Raw genomic sequence first — 16,923 nt, 5'->3', positions numbered from 1 at the left:
GGCGGGCGTGGTGCTGTAGTCGTTTTTTCATCGCCGGGCCGCCCCAAGATGAAAAGCACCCCCTCGGGGGGCAGCGGACCGCGCGAAGCGGGGGAGCGTGGGGGCCATTTTTCATCGCCGGGCCGCCCCAAGATGAAAAAGCATCCCCTCGGGGGATCGGGCAAGCGCGAAGCGGTTGGCCGAGGGGCCATTTTTCATCGCCGGGCCGCCCCAAGATGAAAAAGCATCCCCTCGGGGGATCGGGCAAGCGCGAAGCGGTTGGCCGAGGGGCCATTTTTCATGGAGCAGATGCAGATGTCAGAGAAGATTCCCCTGTTGGTCCTCAACGGCCTGGCGGCCGAGCACCGGGCGCAGATCGCCGCGGTCTACGACCTCACCTATGCGCCCACGCCGGCCGAGCGCGCCGCCGCCATCGCGCAGCACGGCGCGCGCTTTCGCGCCGTGCTCACCATCGGCGTCATCGGCCTGACGGAAGAGGAACTGGCGGCCATGCCCGCGCTGGAGCTGGCGTGCTGCATGGGCGTGGGCTACGAGGGCCTGCCGATGCAGGCGCTGCGCGCGCGCGGCATCGCCACCGCCAACGGCGCCGGCACCAACGACGACTGCGTGGCCGACCATGCCTTCGGGCTGATCATCGGCGCCGTGCGGGGCTTCCATGCGCTGGACCGGCAGTGCCGCGAGGGCGTGTGGCGCGAGTCCATCGCGCAGCCGCCGAACGTCTCGGGCAAGAAGCTCGGCATCCTCGGCCTGGGCGGCATCGGCCGCAAGATCGCGAAGCGGGCGGCGGGCTTCGACATGCCCGTCGGCTACCACAACCGCAGGCCGGTGGAGGATGCGCCGCACCGCTACTTCGACAGCCCGATCGCCCTGGCGCGCTGGTGCGACGTGCTGGTGTGCGCGGTGCCGGGCGGCCCGGCCACGCGGCACCTGGTCGGCGCCGAGGTGCTGGACGCGCTCGGCCCGCAGGGCTGGCTGGTCAACATCGGCCGCGGCAGCGTGGTCGACACCGACGCGCTGGCGGCGGCCCTGCGCGAGCACCGCATCGCCGGCGCCGGCCTGGACGTCTACGAGAGCGAGCCGCTCCCGCCGCAGCAGCTCATCGGCCTGGACAACCTGCTCATCACGCCGCACGTGGCCGGCTGGTCGCCCGAGGCCACGCAGGCCAGCGTGGACCGCTTCATGGCCAACGCCGAGGGGCACTTCAGCGGGCGCGGGGTGGTCTCACCGATCTGATGCCAGGACCGGCGGCCGCAGGGCGGTCCAGGGGCAGGCTCGGTCGTAGGCATGGCCCAGCCGCAGCACGGCCAGGTCGGCGTTCGCCGGGCCGGCGAGCTGCAGGCCCATCGGCAGCCCCTGCGGCCCGAAGCCGGCGCGCAGGTTCAGCGTCGGCAGGCCGGCCAGGGTGAAGGGCGTGACGATCTCCATCCAGTGGTGGTAGGTCTGGCTTTTCACCCCATTCACCGTGTCGGGCCAGTGCAGTGCGGCGTCGAAGGGGAAGACCTGCGCCGTCGGCGCCACCACCGCGTCGAAGCGCTCGAACAGGCGCACGAAGGCGCGGTAGACGTTCGATCGGTAGATCGAGGCCTGGTAGAGCGAGGCCGCGTCCAGGTGGCGGGCCTGCTCGATCTCCCACAGCGCCTCGGGCTTGATGCGCTCGCGGTGCCGCGGGTCGGCCGCCAGCGCGCCCAGCTTGCCGCCCACCAGCAGCTGGCGCAAGCGCAGCCAGGCCGTCCAGTTCTGCTCGCGCGGCACGTCGAGCGTGCAGGGCTCGACGATGCAGCCCAGGCCGGCGAAGGTGGCCAGCGCCTGCTCGCAGGTGGCGAGCACGCCGGGCTCGGTGGGCAGGTCGGGCCAGACCGGGCCGAGCCATCCGATGCGCAGGCCCTTCATCTCGGCGTCGAGCGAGAGCGCGTCGGGCGAGGGCAGGGCATCGGGCAGCGACAGCGGCACCCGCGCATCGAAGCCGGCCTGCACGCACAGCAGGCGCGCCGCATCCTCCACCGTGCGGGCCATCGGCCCCTCGGTACCGAGCTGCTGGAAGAACAGGTCCTCGTCCGGCGAGCCGGGCACGCGCCCGCGCGAGGGCCGGAAGCCGATCACGCTGTTGAAGGCGGCCGGGTTGCGCAGCGAACCCATCATGTCGCTGCCGTCGGCCACCGGCATCATCTCCAGCGCCAGCGCGACGGCCGCGCCGCCGCTGCTGCCGCCGGCGCTCTTCGTCTCGTCCCAGGCGTTGCGGGTGGTGCCGAAGACGGTGTTGTAGGTGTGCGAGCCCAGGCCGAACTCCGGCGTGTTGCTCTTGCCGATGACGATGGCGCCGGCCGCCTTCGCGCGGGCGACGTGCAGGCTGTCGGCGCGCGCCGGGCTCTTCGGCGCCAGCGGCGAGCCCATCGAGGTCGGCAGGCCGGCGGCGTGGCTCAGGTCCTTCACCGCCAGCGGGAAGCCGTGCATCCAGCCCAGGCGCTCCCCGCGGGCGAGCTGCGCGTCGCGCTCCTGCGCCTCGGTCAGCAGTTCTTCGGGGTCGCGCAGCGACACCAGGGCGTTGAAGCGCGGGTTGAGCGCCCCGATGCGCGCCAGCGCGGCGGCCATCAGCTCACGGCAGGAGATGTCGCGCGCGGCGAGGCGGCGGGCCAGCGTGGTGGCGTCCAGGCTCAGGATGTCGGCGTCGTTCATGGCGGGCGTGGCGGCGGCGATGCGAGGAAACCCGAGGGTACCGCGCACCATAATCGCCGTTCATGGAAACCAAATGGCTCGAGGACTTCGTCAGCCTCGCCGAAACCCGCAGCTTCAGCCGATCGGCGCAGTTGCGGCATGTGACGCAGCCGGCGTTCTCGCGCCGCATCCAGGCGCTGGAGGGATGGGCCGGCACCGACCTGGTGGACCGCAGCTCCTACCCGACGCGCCTGACCCCCGCCGGCCAAACGCTCTACACGCAGGCGCTGGAGATCCTGCAGTCGCTGCAGAGCACGCGCGCCATGCTGCGCGGCCACACGGCGGTAGCGCAGGACGTGGTCGAGTTCGCCGTGCCGCACACGCTGGCCTTCACCTTCTTCCCGGCCTGGGTCACCAGCCTGCGCCAGCAGTTCGGGCCGCTCAAGAGCCGCCTGATCGCGCTGAACGTGCACGACGCCGTGCTGCGCCTGGTCGAGGGCAACTGCGACCTGCTGATCTCCTACCACCACCCCTCGCAGCCGCTGCAGCTGGACGCCAACCGCTACGAGATGGTGTACCTGGGCGAGGAGGTGGTGGCGCCCTGGGTGCGGCCCGAGGCCGACGGCTCGCCGCGCTACCAGCTGCCCGGCCGTCCGGGCCGGCCGCTGCCCTACCTCGGCTACGCGCCCGGCGCCTACCTCGGCCGGGTGGTCGACCAGCTGCTCAAGGCCTCGCGCACGCCGATCCACCTGGACCGGGTCTACGAGACCGACATGGCCGAGGGCCTGAAGGTGATGGCGCTGGAAGGCCACGGCGTCGCCTTCCTGCCGCAGAGCGCGGTGCGCAAGGAAGTGCGCTCGCGCAAGCTGGTCAGCGCCCTCGGGCCGGAGTCGGGGCCGCTGGAGGCGACCATGGAGATCCACGCCTACCGCGAGCGGCCGGCCGTGGCCGCCAGCCATGCCGAGGGCGCGGGCCTGGCGCCGCGCCGCGCCGCCGACGCGCTCTGGGCCTACCTGGTGCAGACCCGGGCCGAGCGGGCGCCGCGCTGAGGCGCAGGGCCATCCGGGTGAACACCGATGAACTATGTGTGCCGCGCATTGCGGCTCTCGCAACCGGCATTGGTCGCCATGCGGGCGTGTCTTACAGTGCGCCGTTTCGCTGGTGGGACGGGTCGTGCAAGCCTGCATGGCCTGCGATCCGGCCGGTGAAACCGGGCCATGCAGGAGGGCATGGCATGGAGGCTGCTAACCCCTGGCGTCCCGCTGTCGTCGCCGGCCTGTGCACCCGATTGGGGAGCGGGCGCGCCGCGCACCCGGGAGGCTACGGGTATTCCCCATCAGTACGTGTGTCTAGAATTTCCAACGTGTTTCCCTTAGTCATCCCCAAGGAGCTCTTCATGAAAAAGCAAGCACTGGTTCTCGCCATTGCGGCGCTCGCCACCAGCGGCGTGTTCGCACAGGCCAACGACACCCTCGCGAAGATCAAGGCCAGTGGCAGCATCAGCCTGGGGGTGCGCGACTCCTCCGCGCTGTCGTACACGCTGGGCAACGGCAAGTACGTGGGCTTCCACACCGAGATGGCCGAGCGCATCGTCGACGACCTGAGCAAGGACGTCGGCAAGAAGCTGAACATCAACTACACCCTGGTGAGCTCGCAGAACCGTATCCCGCTGGTGCAGAACGGCACGGTGGACCTGGAGTGCGGCTCCACCACCAACAACGCCACTCGCGCCAAGGACGTCGACTTCGCCTACAACACCTACATGGAAGTGGTGCGCGTGGCCGTCAAGGCCAACTCCGGCATCAAGGACCTGAAGGACCTCAACGGCAAGACGATCGCCACCACCACCGGCACCACCTCCGTGCAGCTGCTGCGCAAGAACCGCCGCGCCCAGGGCCTGGAGTTCAAGGAAGTCAACGGCAAGGACCACGCCGACAGCTTCCTGCTGCTGGAGTCCGGCCGCGCCGACGCCTTCGTGATGGACGCCTCCATCCTGGCGGCCAACATCTCCAAGTCGAAGAACCCGAAGGACTACGCCATCGTCGGCCCCGAGCTGTCGGTCGAGCCCATCGCCTGCATGGTGCGCAAGGGCGACACCGCCTTCCTGAAGGCGGTCAACGCCAGCATCGAGCGCCAGGTCAAGGACGGCTCGCTGGCCAAGCTCTACGACAAGTGGATGGTGCAGCCGGTGCCGCCGAACAACGTCGCGCTGGGCCTGCCGCTGTCCGAAGCCACCAAGGAAGCCTGGGCCCACCTGAACAACAAGCCGGCCGAAGAGTTCGCCGCGAAGTAATCGGCCATGCCGATCCCGCAAACGCCCGCCCGTCGTGGCGGGCGTTTGCCGTTTCTGGAACGCGACATCAGCAGTTGAGGAGAGCCCGATGAACTGGGATTGGCAGGTGTTCTGCAAGGACACCATCGATGGAACCGTCATACCCGGGTGCTTCGGCACGGGTGGCGTCGACACCTATCTCAACTGGATGCTCTCGGCCTGGGGCTGGACGGTGGCCGTGTCCCTGTCCGCACTGGCCGTGGCGCTGATCGTGGGGTCGATCATCGGCGTGATCCGCACCCTGCCCGACAGCCCCTGGCTGGTGCGCTTCGGCAACGCCTGGGTCGAGCTGTTCCGCAACATCCCGCTGCTGGTGCAGATCTTCCTCTGGTACCACGTGGTGCCGGCGATCATCGCGCCCATGCGCGACGTGCCGCCCTTCGTGCTGGTGGTGCTGGCGCTGGGCCTGTTCACCTCGGCGCGCATCGCCGAGCAACTGCGCTCGGGCATCCAGGCCCTGCCGCGCGGCCAGCGCTACGCCGGCATGGCGGTGGGCTTCACCACCATGCAGTACTACCGCTACGTGCTGCTGCCGATGGCCTACCGGATCATCATCCCGCCGCTGACCAGCGAGTCGATGAACATCTTCAAGAACTCGTCGGTGGCCTTCGCCGTTTCGATCGCCGAGATGACGCAGTTCGCCATGCAGGCCGGCGAGGAAACGGCGCGGCCGATCGAGATGTACCTGGGCGTCACTGTCCTGTACGTCATCTCCGCGCTGGCCATCAACCGCATCATGGCCTTCATCGAGAAGCGGGCGCGCGTGCCGGGCTTCGTGGCTGCCGGCGGGACGGGAGGCCACTGATGCTGTACCCCCACGCTCATCACTTCGTGTATTCGCTGTCCCCCGAGGGGGCGCAGGCCTCCCTTGGGGCGGCCCGGCGGGAGGCCTGACATGTTGAACCTCGACTTCGGCTTCTACGACTGGAACGTCATCAGCGGCTACGTCCTCAAGGGCCTGTACTTCAGCGTCTTCCTCACGGTGGTGGCCACGCTCGGCGGCATCTTCTTCGGCACGCTGCTGGCGCTGATGCGCCTGTCGGGCAAGAAGTGGCTGGACACGCCGGCGGCGATCTACGTCAACGGCATGCGCTCGATCCCGCTGGTGATGGTGCTGCTGTGGTTCTTCCTGCTGGTGCCGCTGGCCATCGGCCGCCCGATCGGGGCGGAGTACTCGGCCATCATCACCTTCATCGCCTTCGAGGCGGCTTACTTCTCGGAGATCATGCGCGCGGGCATCCAGTCGATCCCGCGCGGCCAGGTCTTCGCCGGCATGGCCGTGGGCATGACCTACCGGCAGAACATGACGCTGGTGATCCTGCCGCAGGCCTTCCGCAACATGCTGCCGGTGCTGCTCACGCAGACCATCATCCTGTTCCAGGACACCTCGCTGGTCTACGCCATCGGCGCCTACGACCTGCTCAAGGGCTTCGAGACGGCGGGCAAGAACTTCGGCCGCCCGATCGAGAGCTACCTGCTGGCGGCCGTCATCTACTTCATCATCTGCTATGCGCTGTCCTGGCTGGTCAAGCGCCTGCATAAAAAGATCGCGATCATCAGATGACACCCCCAGTCTTCGCGGACTTCGTTCCGCTTCGCCAACCCCCTCAAGGGGGCACATCCTGCGGCCCGGCGAAGCCGGTTCCGCGGATGTTCCCGCATGGCCTGCTCCGCGGCCTTCGGACCGGAAGCGTGGTGAGGCGCCCGAGCGCCTTGGACAACTGATACAGGAGTATTGAGATGGCCGAAAAAATGATCGAAATCAAGAACGTCTCCAAGTGGTACGGGCCCGTGCAGGTGCTCAACGACTGCAACGTGAGCATCGACAAGGGCGACGTGGTGGTGGTGTGCGGCCCCTCGGGTTCGGGCAAGTCCACGCTGATCAAGACAGTGAACGCGCTGGAGCCGTTCCAGAAGGGCGAGATCGTGGTCAACGGCATCAAGGTCAACGACCCGAAGACCGACCTGCCCAAGCTGCGCTCCAAGGTGGGTATGGTGTTCCAGCACTTCGAGCTGTTCCCGCACCTGTCGGTGACGGAGAACCTGACCATCGCGCAGGTCAAGGTGCTGGGCCGCAGCCTGGACGAAGCCAAGACCCGCGGCCTGAAGATGCTCGACCGCGTGGGTCTGATGGCACACAAGGACAAGTTCCCCGGCCAGCTCTCGGGCGGCCAGCAGCAGCGCGTGGCGATCGCCCGGGCCCTGTCGATGGACCCGATCGTGATGCTGTTCGACGAGCCCACCTCCGCGCTCGACCCGGAGATGGTCGGCGAGGTGCTGGACGTGATGGTCAGCCTGGCCAAGGAAGGCATGACCATGATGTGCGTGACCCACGAGATGGGCTTCGCGCGCAAGGTGGCCAGCCGGGTGATCTTCATCGACGTGGGCGGCCGCATCCTGGAGGACTGCTCCAAGGACGAGTTCTTCGCCCATCCGGAGAATCGCCAGCCCCGGACCAAGGATTTCCTCAACAAGATCCTGCAGCACTGAGCCGGCCACCGATAATCGGCCCCATGACCCGCCCCGCCGCCTCGTTCATGCCCATGCCCGCCTCGCGGGCGGGCGCGGCGCTGCGCGCGAGCCAGCGCCTTCGCGGCCTGCAACCGACCGCACCCTCCTGAGCCCGGCGAGCACCCTTCACCTCCTCCTCGCCACATCGCATCGCCGGGCTCCGACCCGGCGTTCGTCTTTCTGGAGTCGTGTGATGTCTTCTTCTTCGCTTTCCTCTTCTTCCTCTTCTTCTTCCCCCGCCTCGGCGGTCCGCGTGCTGACCGAGCTGGACCACGTGCGCATCGGCAAGTGGCTGGACACCCACGCCGCCCAGCACGAGGCGTTGCAGAACCTGCTGGACAACGCCGACCTCGTCGCCTCCGACGCGGTGGCGCCCGACGTGGTGACCATGCGCTCGCGCGTGCAGGTGGCCGAGCCCGGCGAGGGCACCGTGCGCGAGATCACGCTGGCCTATCCCGACGAGGCCGACGCCGCGCAGGGCCGCATCTCGGTGCTGTCGCCGGCCGGCACGGCGCTGCTGGGGCTGCGCGCGGGCGACGTCGCGCGCTGGACGGCGCCCGACGGCCGGGTGTCGGCGCTGCAGGTGCGGGCCGTCGCCTTCCAGCCCGAGGCCAGCGGCGACCTGCTGCGCTGAAAACAAGGAAGCCCCGCGCTGCGGATGCCGCGCGGGCGCTCACTTCTTGCGCGCGGCGATCGCCTTCTCGGCCTTGTCCACCAGCGCGTTGCCGATCTGCGGCTTCCATTTGGCGTAGATCGGCTTGGTGGCCTGGACGAAGGCATCGCGCTCGGCCGGCGAGAGCTGCACGATGTTCACGCCCAGCGCGGCGATCTCCTTGAGCAGCGGCTGGCCCGGTTCGACCAGGCCCTTGCGCGCGATCTCGATCTCCTGCTTGCCCGCGTCGAGCGCCGCCTGGCGCACGATGTCCTGGTCGGCCTTGGTCCAGGAGTTCCACACCTCCTTGTTGACCACGAAGACCAGCGGGTCGGCCACGTAGCCCCACATCGTCAGGTTCTTCTGGCCCACGTTTTGCAGCTTGGCCGCGGTGAAGATGGACATCGGGTTCTCCTGCCCGTCCACCGCGCCGCTGGCGAAGGCCGGCTGCGCGTCGGCCCAGCTCATCTGGGTCGGGTTGGCGCCCAGCGCGGTGAAGGTGTCGACGAACAGCGGCGAGCCGACCACGCGGATCTTCAGGCCCTTGAGGTCGGCCGGCGTGCGCACCGGGTGCTTGGAGTTGGTCAGCTCGCGGTAGCCGTTCTCGCCCCAGGCCAGCGGCACCACGCCGGCCTTCTCCAGGCGGGCGAAGATGTCCTTGCCCACCTCGCCCTGCGTCAGCGCGTCGATGGCGGCGTAGTCGGGCATCAGGAAGGGCAGCGAGAACAGGTTCAGCTCCTTGACCTGCGGCGACCAGTTGATGGTCGAGCCGATGGCCATGTCGATCACGCCCTGGCGCAGCGCGCTGAACTCGCGCGTCTGGTCGCCCTGGATCAGCGAGACGCCGGGGTACAGCTTGATGTTGATGCGGCCCTGGGTGCGCTCCTTCACCAGGTTGGCCCAGATCTCGCCGCCCTTGCCCCAGGGGAAGGCCGGGCCCACCACCAGCGACATCTTGTATTCGCTCTTGTAGTTGCCCTGGGCCAGGGCGGCCTGCGGCAGCGCTGTCAGGGCAGCTGCAGCGGTGGCCAGGGCCAGCAGGGTGCGTCGGAATGTCATGCTTCGTCTCCTTCGGTCGTCGAACAAATCGGTCAATCAGTAACCCAGGTAGTGGGGCAGCCACAGCGCCAGCTGCGGCCAGACGATGACGGCCACCATCACCAGGAACATGGCCACCAGCATCCAGCCGACCCAGCGCACCGTCTCCTCCATGCGCACGCCGGCGATGCGGCAGGACACCATCAGGTTGACCGCCAGCGGCGGCGTGAACTGGCCCAGCGCCACCTTCAGCGTGAGCAGCACGCCGAACCACACCGGGTCCCACTGGTAGTGCTGCACGATGGGCCACAGCAGCGGCACGAAGATCAGGAAGATCGACACGCCGTCGAGGAACATGCCCACCGTGATGAGCAGCAGGATCAGCAGCGACAGCACGCCGTACTCGCCCAGGCCCGAGTGGACGATGGCGTCGGTCACGGGGTCGATCACGCCCAGCGTGGACAGCGAGTACGCGAAGATGCCCGCCAGCGACACCACCAGCAGGATCACCGCCGACAGCTCGCCCGACTCGCGCAGGATGACGAACAGGTCGCGCACCCGGATCGTGCGGTGGATCGCCATGCCGACGAACAGGCCGTAGAACACGGCCACCACGGCCGCCTCGGTGGGCGTGAACCAGCCCATGCGCATGCCGCCGAGGATCAGCACCGGCGCGGCCAGGCCCCAGACGGCCTCGCGCAGGCTCTTCCAGAAGGGCGGGCGCGGCAGGCTCGATTCGAGCTGGCCCATGTTGTGGCTGCGCGCCATCCACACCGCGGGGACGATCAGCGCCAGGCCGGCCAGCACGCCCGGCACCATGCCGGCGGCGAACAGGGCCGGCACCGAGGCGCCCGGCACCAGCACCGAGTACACGATGAAGGCGACCGACGGCGGGATCAGGATGTCGGTGGCCGCCGCCGCGCCCACCACGCTGGCCGAGTAGGAGGCCGGGTAGCCGGCGCGCGACATGGCGGCGATCATCACCGAGCCCACCGCGGCCGCGTTGGCCGGGCCGGAGCCGGAGATGCCGCCCAGGAACATCGCCACCACGATCGCCACCAGCGGCAGCATGCCCGGCCCGCGGCCGACGATGGCGATGGCGAAGTTCACCAGCCTGAGGGCCACGCCGGAGCGGTCGAAGATCGAGCCCACCAGCACGAACATCGGGATCGCCAGCAGCGGGTACTTGCCCAGGCCGGCGTAGAAGTTCTGCGGCACCGCCAGCAGGCCGAACCACTGCGCGTCGGCATTGGCCAGCGCGATGCAGGCCGCGCCCGCCAGGCCCAGGGCCGCGCCGATGGGCACGCCCAGCAGCATCATCGCCAGGAAGGCGACGAACAGCAGCGTCGCGATCATGGCCGCTCCTGCCCTTCTTCTTCCCGCGGCGTGCGGCTGCGCCGGATGAACAGGCCCACGGCGCGCAGGCCGATGCCGGTGCACACGATCGGCAGCCAGATCGAGTACCACCACTGCGGCAGGCCGACGCCCGGCGAGGTCTCCTCGAAGCGCCAGTCGTCCCACACGATGCGCACCGACAGCGCCGCGATCAGGAAGAACAGCAGCGCCACCATGGCCGCGCCGAACTGCGCCAGCCGGCGGCGCCGCGCCATGGAGCCGGACTCGCTGAAGTACTCGATGCGGATGTGCCGGTCGCGCGCCACCGCCGCGCAGCCGCCGATCATGGCCAGCAGAATCATCAGGAACACCGAGAACTCCTCCGTCCAGGCGAAGGACTGGTCGGTGAAGTAGCGCACCAGCACGTTGGCGAAGGTGATGCAGGCCAAGAGGCCCATGATGACGACGGTAGCCCAGTCCTCGATGGCGAGGGGCACCTTCACGGGCTCGTCGGCGGCGGGGATGTCGGTGGGCAGGGGGCTGGCGGCGTCCAGCTGGGCGCCGGGCTCGGGGGCGGAGGACATGAGGTCGGGAACGGCGTCCACGGGCCTTGCTGGGCCGCCCGCGGGCAGGAAGAAATCGACGCGCGATCGTAGCGGGTGGCATCCCTTCGCAGCATGGGGGCTTTCCATGAAGGGCCGCCTTGGCGACAGTCGGGGGATGACCCGCATCGGCCTCGTCTCCGACACCCACGGCCTGCTGCGCCCCGAAGCCCTCGACTGGCTGCGCGGCAGCGACGCGATCGTCCACGCCGGCGACATCTGCGACCCGGCCACGCTCGACGCCCTGGCGGCGCTGGCGCCGCTGCTGGCCGTGCGCGGCAACAACGACCACGGCCCCTGGGCCGATACGCTGCCGCTGCGCGTGGAGCGCGAACTCGCCGGCGTGCGCCTGTGCGTGGTGCACGACATCGCCGACCTGCGCGCCGCGCCGCCCGCCGCCGGCGTGCAGGTGGTGGTGACGGGCCACTCGCACCAGCCGCGCATCGAGCGGCGCGAGGGCGTGCTGTACGTCAACCCCGGCAGCGCCGGGCCGCGGCGCTTCCGCCTGCCGGTCTCGGCGGCGGAACTGCGCATCGCGGGCGGCCGCGTCGAGGCGAGGCTGCACACCCTGCCGGCCGCGCCTGCCTGAACCGCCGGCCGTCCGCCCCGATGGGACAATCCGCCGCCATGACCGACACCCTCACGATCACCCGTCCCGACGACTGGCACCTGCACGTGCGCGACGGCGCCGGCCTGCAGGCCGTGGTGCCGCATTCCGCGCGCCAGGTGGGCCGCGCGCTGATCATGCCCAACCTGCGCCCGCCGGTGACCACCGCCCAGCAGGCGCTGGACTACCGCGAACGCATCCTGGCGGCCGTGCCGGAAGGCTTGCGCTTCGAGCCGGTGATGTCGCTCTACCTCACCGACAGGCTGCCGCCCGAGGAGATCGCCCGCGCCGCCGCGGCCGGCGTGAAGGCGCTCAAGCTCTACCCGGCCGGCGCCACCACCAACAGCGACGCCGGCGTGACCGACATCCGCAAGACCTACGCCACGCTGGAGGCGATGCAGAAGCACGGCCTGCTGCTGCTGGTGCACGGCGAGGTGACCGACCCGGCGGTGGACCTGTTCGACCGCGAGGCCGTCTTCATCGAGCGCGTGATGAAGCCGCTGCGCGCCGACTTCCCCGGCCTGAAGATCGTCTTCGAGCACCTGACGACGAAGGAGGGCGCCCACTACGTGCGCGACGAGGGCGGCGACGTGACGGCGGCGACCATCACCGCGCACCACCTGCTCTACAACCGCAACGCGATCTTCACCGGCGGCATCCGCCCGCACTACTACTGCCTGCCGGTGCTCAAGCGCGAGGTGCACCGCCTGGCGCTGGTCGAGGCCGCCACCAGCGGCAGCCCGCGCTTCTTCCTCGGCACCGACAGCGCGCCGCACCCGGCGCACCTGAAGGAGCACGCGCTGGGCTGCGCCGGCTGCTACACCGCGCTCACCGCCATCGAGCTGTACGCCGAGGCCTTCGACGACGCCGGCGCGCTCGACCGGCTGGAAGGCTTTGCCAGCTTCCACGGCCCCGACTTCTACGGCCTGCCGCGCAACAGCGACACCATCACCCTGAAGCGCGAGGCGTGGACGGTGCCGGAGGCGGTGCCCTTCGGCGAGGCGACGCTCAAGCCGCTGCGCGGCGGCGAAGCGATGCGCTGGCGCCTCGTCTGAGCAAAGGCACGGCCGATGACCGACACCGAAAAAACCCAGCGCATCGCGCTGCTCATCGACGCCGACAACGCACCGGCGGCCAAGATCGACGAGGTGCTGACCGAGCTGTCCACCATCGGCGTCATCAACGTGCGCCGCGCCTACGGCAACTGGACCAAGGGCGCCCTGGCGGGCTGGCAGGACGTGCTGCTGGAGTACGCGATCCGGCCGATGCAGCAATTCGACTATTCCAAGCGCAAGAACGCCACCGACATGGCGATGACGGTGGACGCGATGGAGCTGCTCTACACCGATCGGCCCGACGCCTTCGGCATCGTCTCCTCCGACGCCGACTTCACGCCGCTGGTGATGCACCTGCGCTCCAAGGGCGCGGCCGTCTACGGCTTCGGCGCGGCGCAGACGCCCAAGCCCTTCGTCAACGCCTGCTCGCGCTTCCTGTACCTGGAGGCGCTGGGCGAAGAGGCGGCGCCCGCCGCCACGCCGATCGAGCCGGATGCCGATGGCGCGGCCGCCGCGCCGGCACCGGCGCCGACCGGGCCCGCCGCCCCCGGCGTGCCGGCGCGCCCGATGACGCTGCGCGTGCCCACGCCGCAACTGCGCCAGGACGCGCGGCTCATGAACCTGCTGCGCGACGCCGTGAAGGCGGTACAGGGCGAGGACGGCTGGGCCAAGGTGGGTGCCGTCGGCACGCAGATCGCCAACAAGACGCCGTTCGACGCGCGCAACTACGGCTACGCCACGCTGACCAAGCTGCTGGCCGCCACCCAGGCCTTCGAGATGCGCGACGAAGGCACGCCCAGGGTGGCGGTGCGCGACAAGCGCGCCGCGGCCGGCCCCGCGGCCGCATGACGCCTGCCGCGCCTGCCTGGCCGGAGATCGACTGGCGGCAGCCGGCATTCGCCCCCTGCGGCGACCACGGCAGGCGTGCGCTGGCCTGCCTGCGCGAAGGCGCCGCCGTGCACCAGGCGCTGCGGCAGGCCGCGGGCGCGTCGCCGGCGCCCCGCTTCGTCCCGCAGGCGGCGCTGCCCGCCGGCGAGCCCTACGAATCCTTCATCCACCGCACCGGCGCCGTTCCCACCCGCGACAACCTGCACGACCTCTTCAACGGCCTGGTGTGGCTGGCCTGCCCGCAGGCCAAGCGGCGGCTCAATGAACTGCAGGCGACGGAGATCGTGCGCCGCGGCGTCGGCCCCACGCGCGGGCCGCTGCGCGACGCGCTGACGCTGTTCGACGAGAACGGCGCGGTGCTCGATGCGCCGCTGCCGCTCTGGCAGGCGCTGCTGGCGCGCGACTGGCGGCGCCTGTTCGCCGAGGGGCGGGCGCTGTGGCGCCAGGCGCGGCTGATGGTCTTCGGCCACGCGCTGCTGGAGCAGCTGGCGACGCTGCCGCGCAAGGGCCTCACGGCGCACGTGCTGTGCGCGCCGGCCGGCGCCGCGGCGATCGCGCCGGAGGACGGGGCCATCGCGCAGGCGCTGCAGCCCGCGCACCTCGCGGCCAAGCCCTTCGCGCCGCTGCCGGTGCTCGGCGTGCCCGGCTGGTGCGCAGCGAACGAGGCCCCGGTCTTCTACGACGACCCGGCCGTCTTCAGGCCGGCACGGCGCCCGCCGCCGGCCCGTTGACGAACACGTCGGCGTGGAAGCGCGCGGCCGGCAGGCCCAGCGCCTGCACCGCCGCCTCGCGCACCGACTGCACCATGCCCGGCGAGCCGCAGCAGTACAGCTCGTGGCCCGACAGGTCGGGGCAGTGCGCGCGCAGCGCCGCGTCGACCCGGCCGGCGAAGGCGCCCTCGCGCGCCTCCCCGCTGAGCGCCTCGACGAAGCGGAAGCCCTGCGGCCACTGGCGCTGCCACTTGGCAATGACCGGGCGCAGGTAGATGCCCTCGGCGCGGCGTGCGCCCCAGATCAGCGTGATCGGGCGCTCCACGCGCCGGCGCGCCATGTCGTCCAGGATCGACCTGGCCGGCGCGAAGCCCGTGCCGCCTACCACGAAGACGATCGGCCGGCGCGCGTCCGCCTCCAGCGTGACGGCGCCGAACGGCAGCTCGACCTCGATCGCGTCGCCCGGCGCCAGGCGGGGCACGCGCGCGCTGAAGGTGCCGCCGGGCATGTGGCGCACGTGCAGGGTCAGCGTGTCGTTCTCGTGCGGCGGGTTGGCCATCGAGTAACAGCGGGTGCTGCCGTCGGGCAGCGCGAGCTGCAGGTACTGGCCGGCCTGGAAGCGGGCCCGCTGTCCGGCCGGCAGGCGCAGCTGCAGCACCGAGACGTCGGGCGCGGCGAGCTGGTTGCGGAACACCTTCGCCGTGAAGCGCTTGCGGGCGGACGGGTCGACGCGGTGCCAGGCGGCGGGGCGGATGCGCAGGTCGCCGCGCGGCGCGCACATGCAGAAGAGCACCTGATCGGGCGCGCAGCTCTCGTTGCGGATCGGGCCGCCGAGGCCGGCCACCTCGCCCTCGGCCACCGCGCCGGCGCAGTTGCCGCACACGCCCTTGCGGCAGGAGTAGGGCAGCTCGATGCCGGCGCGCAGCGCGGCGTCGAGCACGCTCTGCGCCGGGCCGCAGTCGAAGGCGGCGTCGCTGTCTTCGATGGTGATGCGATGGTTCATGCCGTCCCTTCCTCCACGCCGGCGCCCGACAGCAGCGCGATGGTGCGCAGCACGGCACCGGGGTCCGCGACGCCGCGGCCGGCGATGTCCATCGCGCTGCCGTGGCCGACGCTGGACAGCAGCACCTGCGCGCCGATGGACAGCGCGCTGGCCGCGTTCGGCGCCAGCAGCTTGACCGGGATGTGACCCTGGTCGTGCAGCATGGCGACATACAGGTCGTGCCGCCGCTGCGCCAGCAGCAGGTCGGCGCCCAGCGGGCCGTCCACGCGCAGGCCCTCGGCGCGCAGCGCCTGCACGGCCGGCTCGACGTGCTGCGCGTCCTCGGGGCCGAACAGCCCGCCCTCCGAGGCATGCGGGTTGATGCCGAAGACGCCGATGCGCGGATCGGCGACGCCCAGCCGCGCGCAGGCCCGCGCGCCGGCGCGCGCCGCCGCGGCGACCAGTGCGGGCCGCAGCCGGTCCAGCGCGTGCGCCACGCTCTCGTGCAGCGTGGCGTGCACGATGCGCAGGCCGCCGCCGACCAGCATCAGGAACACGCTGTCCTCCGGCTGGCCGCACACGCGCGCGACCAGCGAGGGGTAGCCGCTGAAGGCGATGCCGGCCTGGTGGATCGCCGTCTCGTGGTGCGGGCAGGCGACCACGGCGTCGGCCTCGCCGCGGCGGCAGGCCTCGATGGCGGCGCCGGCCGAGGCCACGGCCGAGGCGCCCGCCGCCGGGTCGATGCGGCCGGGCCGCGCCGCCTGCGCCGGCAGCGCGCCGGCGTCCACCACGGGCTGCTCGCGCAGCAGCGCCTCCTGCCCGAGCTGCGATGCCGTGCGCTCCAGCACGGCCGCGGGGCCGTACAGCGTGATGCGCCCGCGCGCCGCGGCCGGCAGCACCGCCAGGGCCTTGAGCGCGATCTCCGGCCCGATGCCGTTGGGGTCGCCGACCGCCAGCGCCAGCCGGGGCGGCGCGACGGCCGCAGGGGTGGCGTTCACAGCGGCAGGGCCAGCAGCGTGTCCGTCACCGTGCTGTCGCACACGGCCACCCGCGAGCGCAGCCGCAGCCCGCCGTCCTGGCGCACGATGCGGTCCCGGTAGATGCCGCTGGCGAACAGCTCGGTCTGGCCGGTGGCCATGATGCGCGCCACCATGAAAGGTGTGCGCGCCTCGGCGCCCGTGTCGTCCTGCGCGCCGAGCAGCGGGATGCCCAGCAGGTGCCGGTAGCGCTGGCGCTCGTAGATGTTGGCCTCGCGCAGCGCGGCGATGCGGTCCTCCAGCATCGCGCGCGAGTCGGCGTAGACGATGCCGGCGGCCAGCCCCTCGCGCTCGTTCTCGGCGTGGGTGATGCGGTAGTGGCAGTCGTCGGTGAAGAAGTCGGGCCACCGCTCCAGCGCGTCGCTGTCGATGGTCTCGGCGTAGGCCGCGTTGAAGGCGCACAGCGCCAGCAGGTCGATCATGGTGTGGGGCTCTTTCACTCTCTCTTTGGGGCCGTCGTGCTCAGACGCCCATGTGCTGCCGGTAGGCCTTCCAGAAGCCGCGCACCGAGGCCTCGGTGGC

Annotated in this window: 18 protein-coding genes; 11 read left to right on the top strand and 7 right to left on the bottom strand. The window is 70.9% G+C overall.

Features of this window, described 5'->3' with window-relative positions:
• Window positions 1-294 precede the first annotated feature (294 nt).
• Window positions 295-1,233 carry a 2-hydroxyacid dehydrogenase gene (locus tag ACIY1X_RS16510; RefSeq protein ID WP_399682421.1) on the top strand — a complete coding sequence of 313 codons (939 nt, stop codon included), beginning with the start codon at window positions 295-297 and terminating at the stop codon, window positions 1,231-1,233.
• On the opposite strand, the gene ACIY1X_RS16505 is transcribed toward ACIY1X_RS16510, so the two are convergent.
• Window positions 1,222-2,673 carry an amidase gene (locus ACIY1X_RS16505; protein WP_399682418.1) on the bottom strand — a complete coding sequence of 484 codons (1,452 nt, stop codon included), beginning with the start codon at window positions 2,671-2,673 and terminating at the stop codon, window positions 1,222-1,224. The genes ACIY1X_RS16510 and ACIY1X_RS16505 overlap by 12 nt on opposite strands.
• 62 nt (window positions 2,674-2,735) lie before the next feature.
• Here ACIY1X_RS16505 and ACIY1X_RS16500 point away from each other — a divergent pair, with 62 nt between their 5' ends.
• From ACIY1X_RS16500 to rnk, 6 genes are all read left to right on the top strand, one after another.
• On the top strand, window positions 2,736-3,701 hold the full coding sequence (locus tag ACIY1X_RS16500; RefSeq protein WP_399682415.1) for a LysR substrate-binding domain-containing protein: 966 nt from the start codon (window positions 2,736-2,738) through the stop codon (window positions 3,699-3,701).
• 347 nt (window positions 3,702-4,048) lie between these two features.
• On the top strand, window positions 4,049-4,945 hold the full coding sequence (locus ACIY1X_RS16495) for an amino acid ABC transporter substrate-binding protein (protein WP_399682412.1): 897 nt from the start codon (window positions 4,049-4,051) through the stop codon (window positions 4,943-4,945).
• Between the two features lie 88 nt (window positions 4,946-5,033).
• The gene (locus ACIY1X_RS16490; protein WP_038213735.1) at window positions 5,034-5,789 is read left to right on the top strand and encodes an amino acid ABC transporter permease; all 756 of its coding nucleotides are present in this window, start codon (window positions 5,034-5,036) and stop codon (window positions 5,787-5,789) included.
• A 90-nt stretch (window positions 5,790-5,879) separates the two neighbouring features.
• The gene (locus tag ACIY1X_RS16485; protein WP_038213736.1) at window positions 5,880-6,548 is read left to right on the top strand and encodes an amino acid ABC transporter permease; all 669 of its coding nucleotides are present in this window, start codon (window positions 5,880-5,882) and stop codon (window positions 6,546-6,548) included.
• 188 nt (window positions 6,549-6,736) lie between these two features.
• Complete coding sequence (locus ACIY1X_RS16480) at window positions 6,737-7,474, top strand: amino acid ABC transporter ATP-binding protein (RefSeq protein ID WP_399682427.1); 738 nt, start codon at window positions 6,737-6,739, stop codon at window positions 7,472-7,474.
• Between the two features lie 214 nt (window positions 7,475-7,688).
• Entirely contained in the window at window positions 7,689-8,129 is a 441-nt protein-coding gene (gene rnk / locus ACIY1X_RS16475; RefSeq protein ID WP_399682408.1) for a nucleoside diphosphate kinase regulator, read from the top strand.
• 39 nt (window positions 8,130-8,168) lie between these two features.
• Here the strand turns inward: rnk and ACIY1X_RS16470 are convergent, their stop codons facing one another.
• The 3 genes from ACIY1X_RS16470 to ACIY1X_RS16460 are packed head-to-tail and all read right to left on the bottom strand — an operon-like array spanning window position 8,169 to window position 11,104.
• Window positions 8,169-9,206: a DctP family TRAP transporter solute-binding subunit gene (locus tag ACIY1X_RS16470; RefSeq protein ID WP_399682405.1), complete on the bottom strand. Its 1,038-nt coding sequence runs from the start codon at window positions 9,204-9,206 to the stop codon at window positions 8,169-8,171.
• 36 nt (window positions 9,207-9,242) lie between these two features.
• Window positions 9,243-10,541: a TRAP transporter large permease gene (locus tag ACIY1X_RS16465; RefSeq protein WP_399682402.1), complete on the bottom strand. Its 1,299-nt coding sequence runs from the start codon at window positions 10,539-10,541 to the stop codon at window positions 9,243-9,245.
• Window positions 10,538-11,104 (bottom strand): TRAP transporter small permease, encoded by a 567-nt coding sequence (locus ACIY1X_RS16460; RefSeq protein ID WP_399682399.1) that lies wholly within the window; start codon window positions 11,102-11,104, stop codon window positions 10,538-10,540. Before ACIY1X_RS16460 ends, ACIY1X_RS16465 begins: the two co-directional genes overlap by 4 nt.
• 136 nt (window positions 11,105-11,240) lie before the next feature.
• Between ACIY1X_RS16460 and ACIY1X_RS16455 the strand changes: the two genes are divergently transcribed.
• From ACIY1X_RS16455 to ACIY1X_RS16440, 4 genes are read left to right on the top strand one after another with little or no spacing between them, the layout of a single operon-like run.
• Window positions 11,241-11,711, top strand: coding sequence for a metallophosphoesterase family protein (locus ACIY1X_RS16455; RefSeq protein WP_399682397.1), 471 nt, complete (start codon window positions 11,241-11,243; stop codon window positions 11,709-11,711).
• A 38-nt stretch (window positions 11,712-11,749) separates the two neighbouring features.
• Window positions 11,750-12,784 (top strand): dihydroorotase, encoded by a 1,035-nt coding sequence (gene pyrC / locus ACIY1X_RS16450; RefSeq protein ID WP_399682395.1) that lies wholly within the window; start codon window positions 11,750-11,752, stop codon window positions 12,782-12,784.
• Between the two features lie 15 nt (window positions 12,785-12,799).
• Window positions 12,800-13,633, top strand: a complete 834-nt coding sequence (locus ACIY1X_RS16445; protein WP_399682392.1) for an NYN domain-containing protein — start codon at window positions 12,800-12,802, stop codon at window positions 13,631-13,633.
• A complete protein-coding gene (locus ACIY1X_RS16440) occupies window positions 13,630-14,403 on the top strand; it encodes a DUF3025 domain-containing protein (RefSeq protein WP_399682390.1) in 774 nt (257 codons plus the stop codon). The genes ACIY1X_RS16445 and ACIY1X_RS16440 overlap by 4 nt, the downstream gene beginning before the upstream one ends.
• On the opposite strand, the gene ACIY1X_RS16435 is transcribed toward ACIY1X_RS16440, so the two are convergent.
• The 3 genes from ACIY1X_RS16435 to ACIY1X_RS16425 are packed head-to-tail and all read right to left on the bottom strand — an operon-like array spanning window position 14,369 to window position 16,823.
• Window positions 14,369-15,385 (bottom strand): 2Fe-2S iron-sulfur cluster-binding protein, encoded by a 1,017-nt coding sequence (locus tag ACIY1X_RS16435; RefSeq protein WP_399682387.1) that lies wholly within the window; start codon window positions 15,383-15,385, stop codon window positions 14,369-14,371. The two genes, ACIY1X_RS16440 and ACIY1X_RS16435, sit on opposite strands and share 35 nt — an antisense overlap.
• Complete coding sequence (locus ACIY1X_RS16430) at window positions 15,382-16,362, bottom strand: PdxA family protein (RefSeq protein WP_399682384.1); 981 nt, start codon at window positions 16,360-16,362, stop codon at window positions 15,382-15,384. The genes ACIY1X_RS16435 and ACIY1X_RS16430 overlap by 4 nt, the downstream gene beginning before the upstream one ends.
• Window positions 16,359-16,823 (bottom strand): aromatic-ring-hydroxylating dioxygenase subunit beta, encoded by a 465-nt coding sequence (locus ACIY1X_RS16425; RefSeq protein WP_399682424.1) that lies wholly within the window; start codon window positions 16,821-16,823, stop codon window positions 16,359-16,361. The genes ACIY1X_RS16430 and ACIY1X_RS16425 overlap by 4 nt, the downstream gene beginning before the upstream one ends.
• Window positions 16,824-16,923: the final 100 nt, after the last annotated feature.

The organism is Xenophilus sp. (assembly GCF_044462705.1).
Classification (GTDB): Bacteria; Pseudomonadota; Gammaproteobacteria; order Burkholderiales; family Burkholderiaceae_C; genus Xenophilus; species Xenophilus azovorans.
This window is presented reverse-complemented; position numbering and strand designations above follow the sequence as displayed.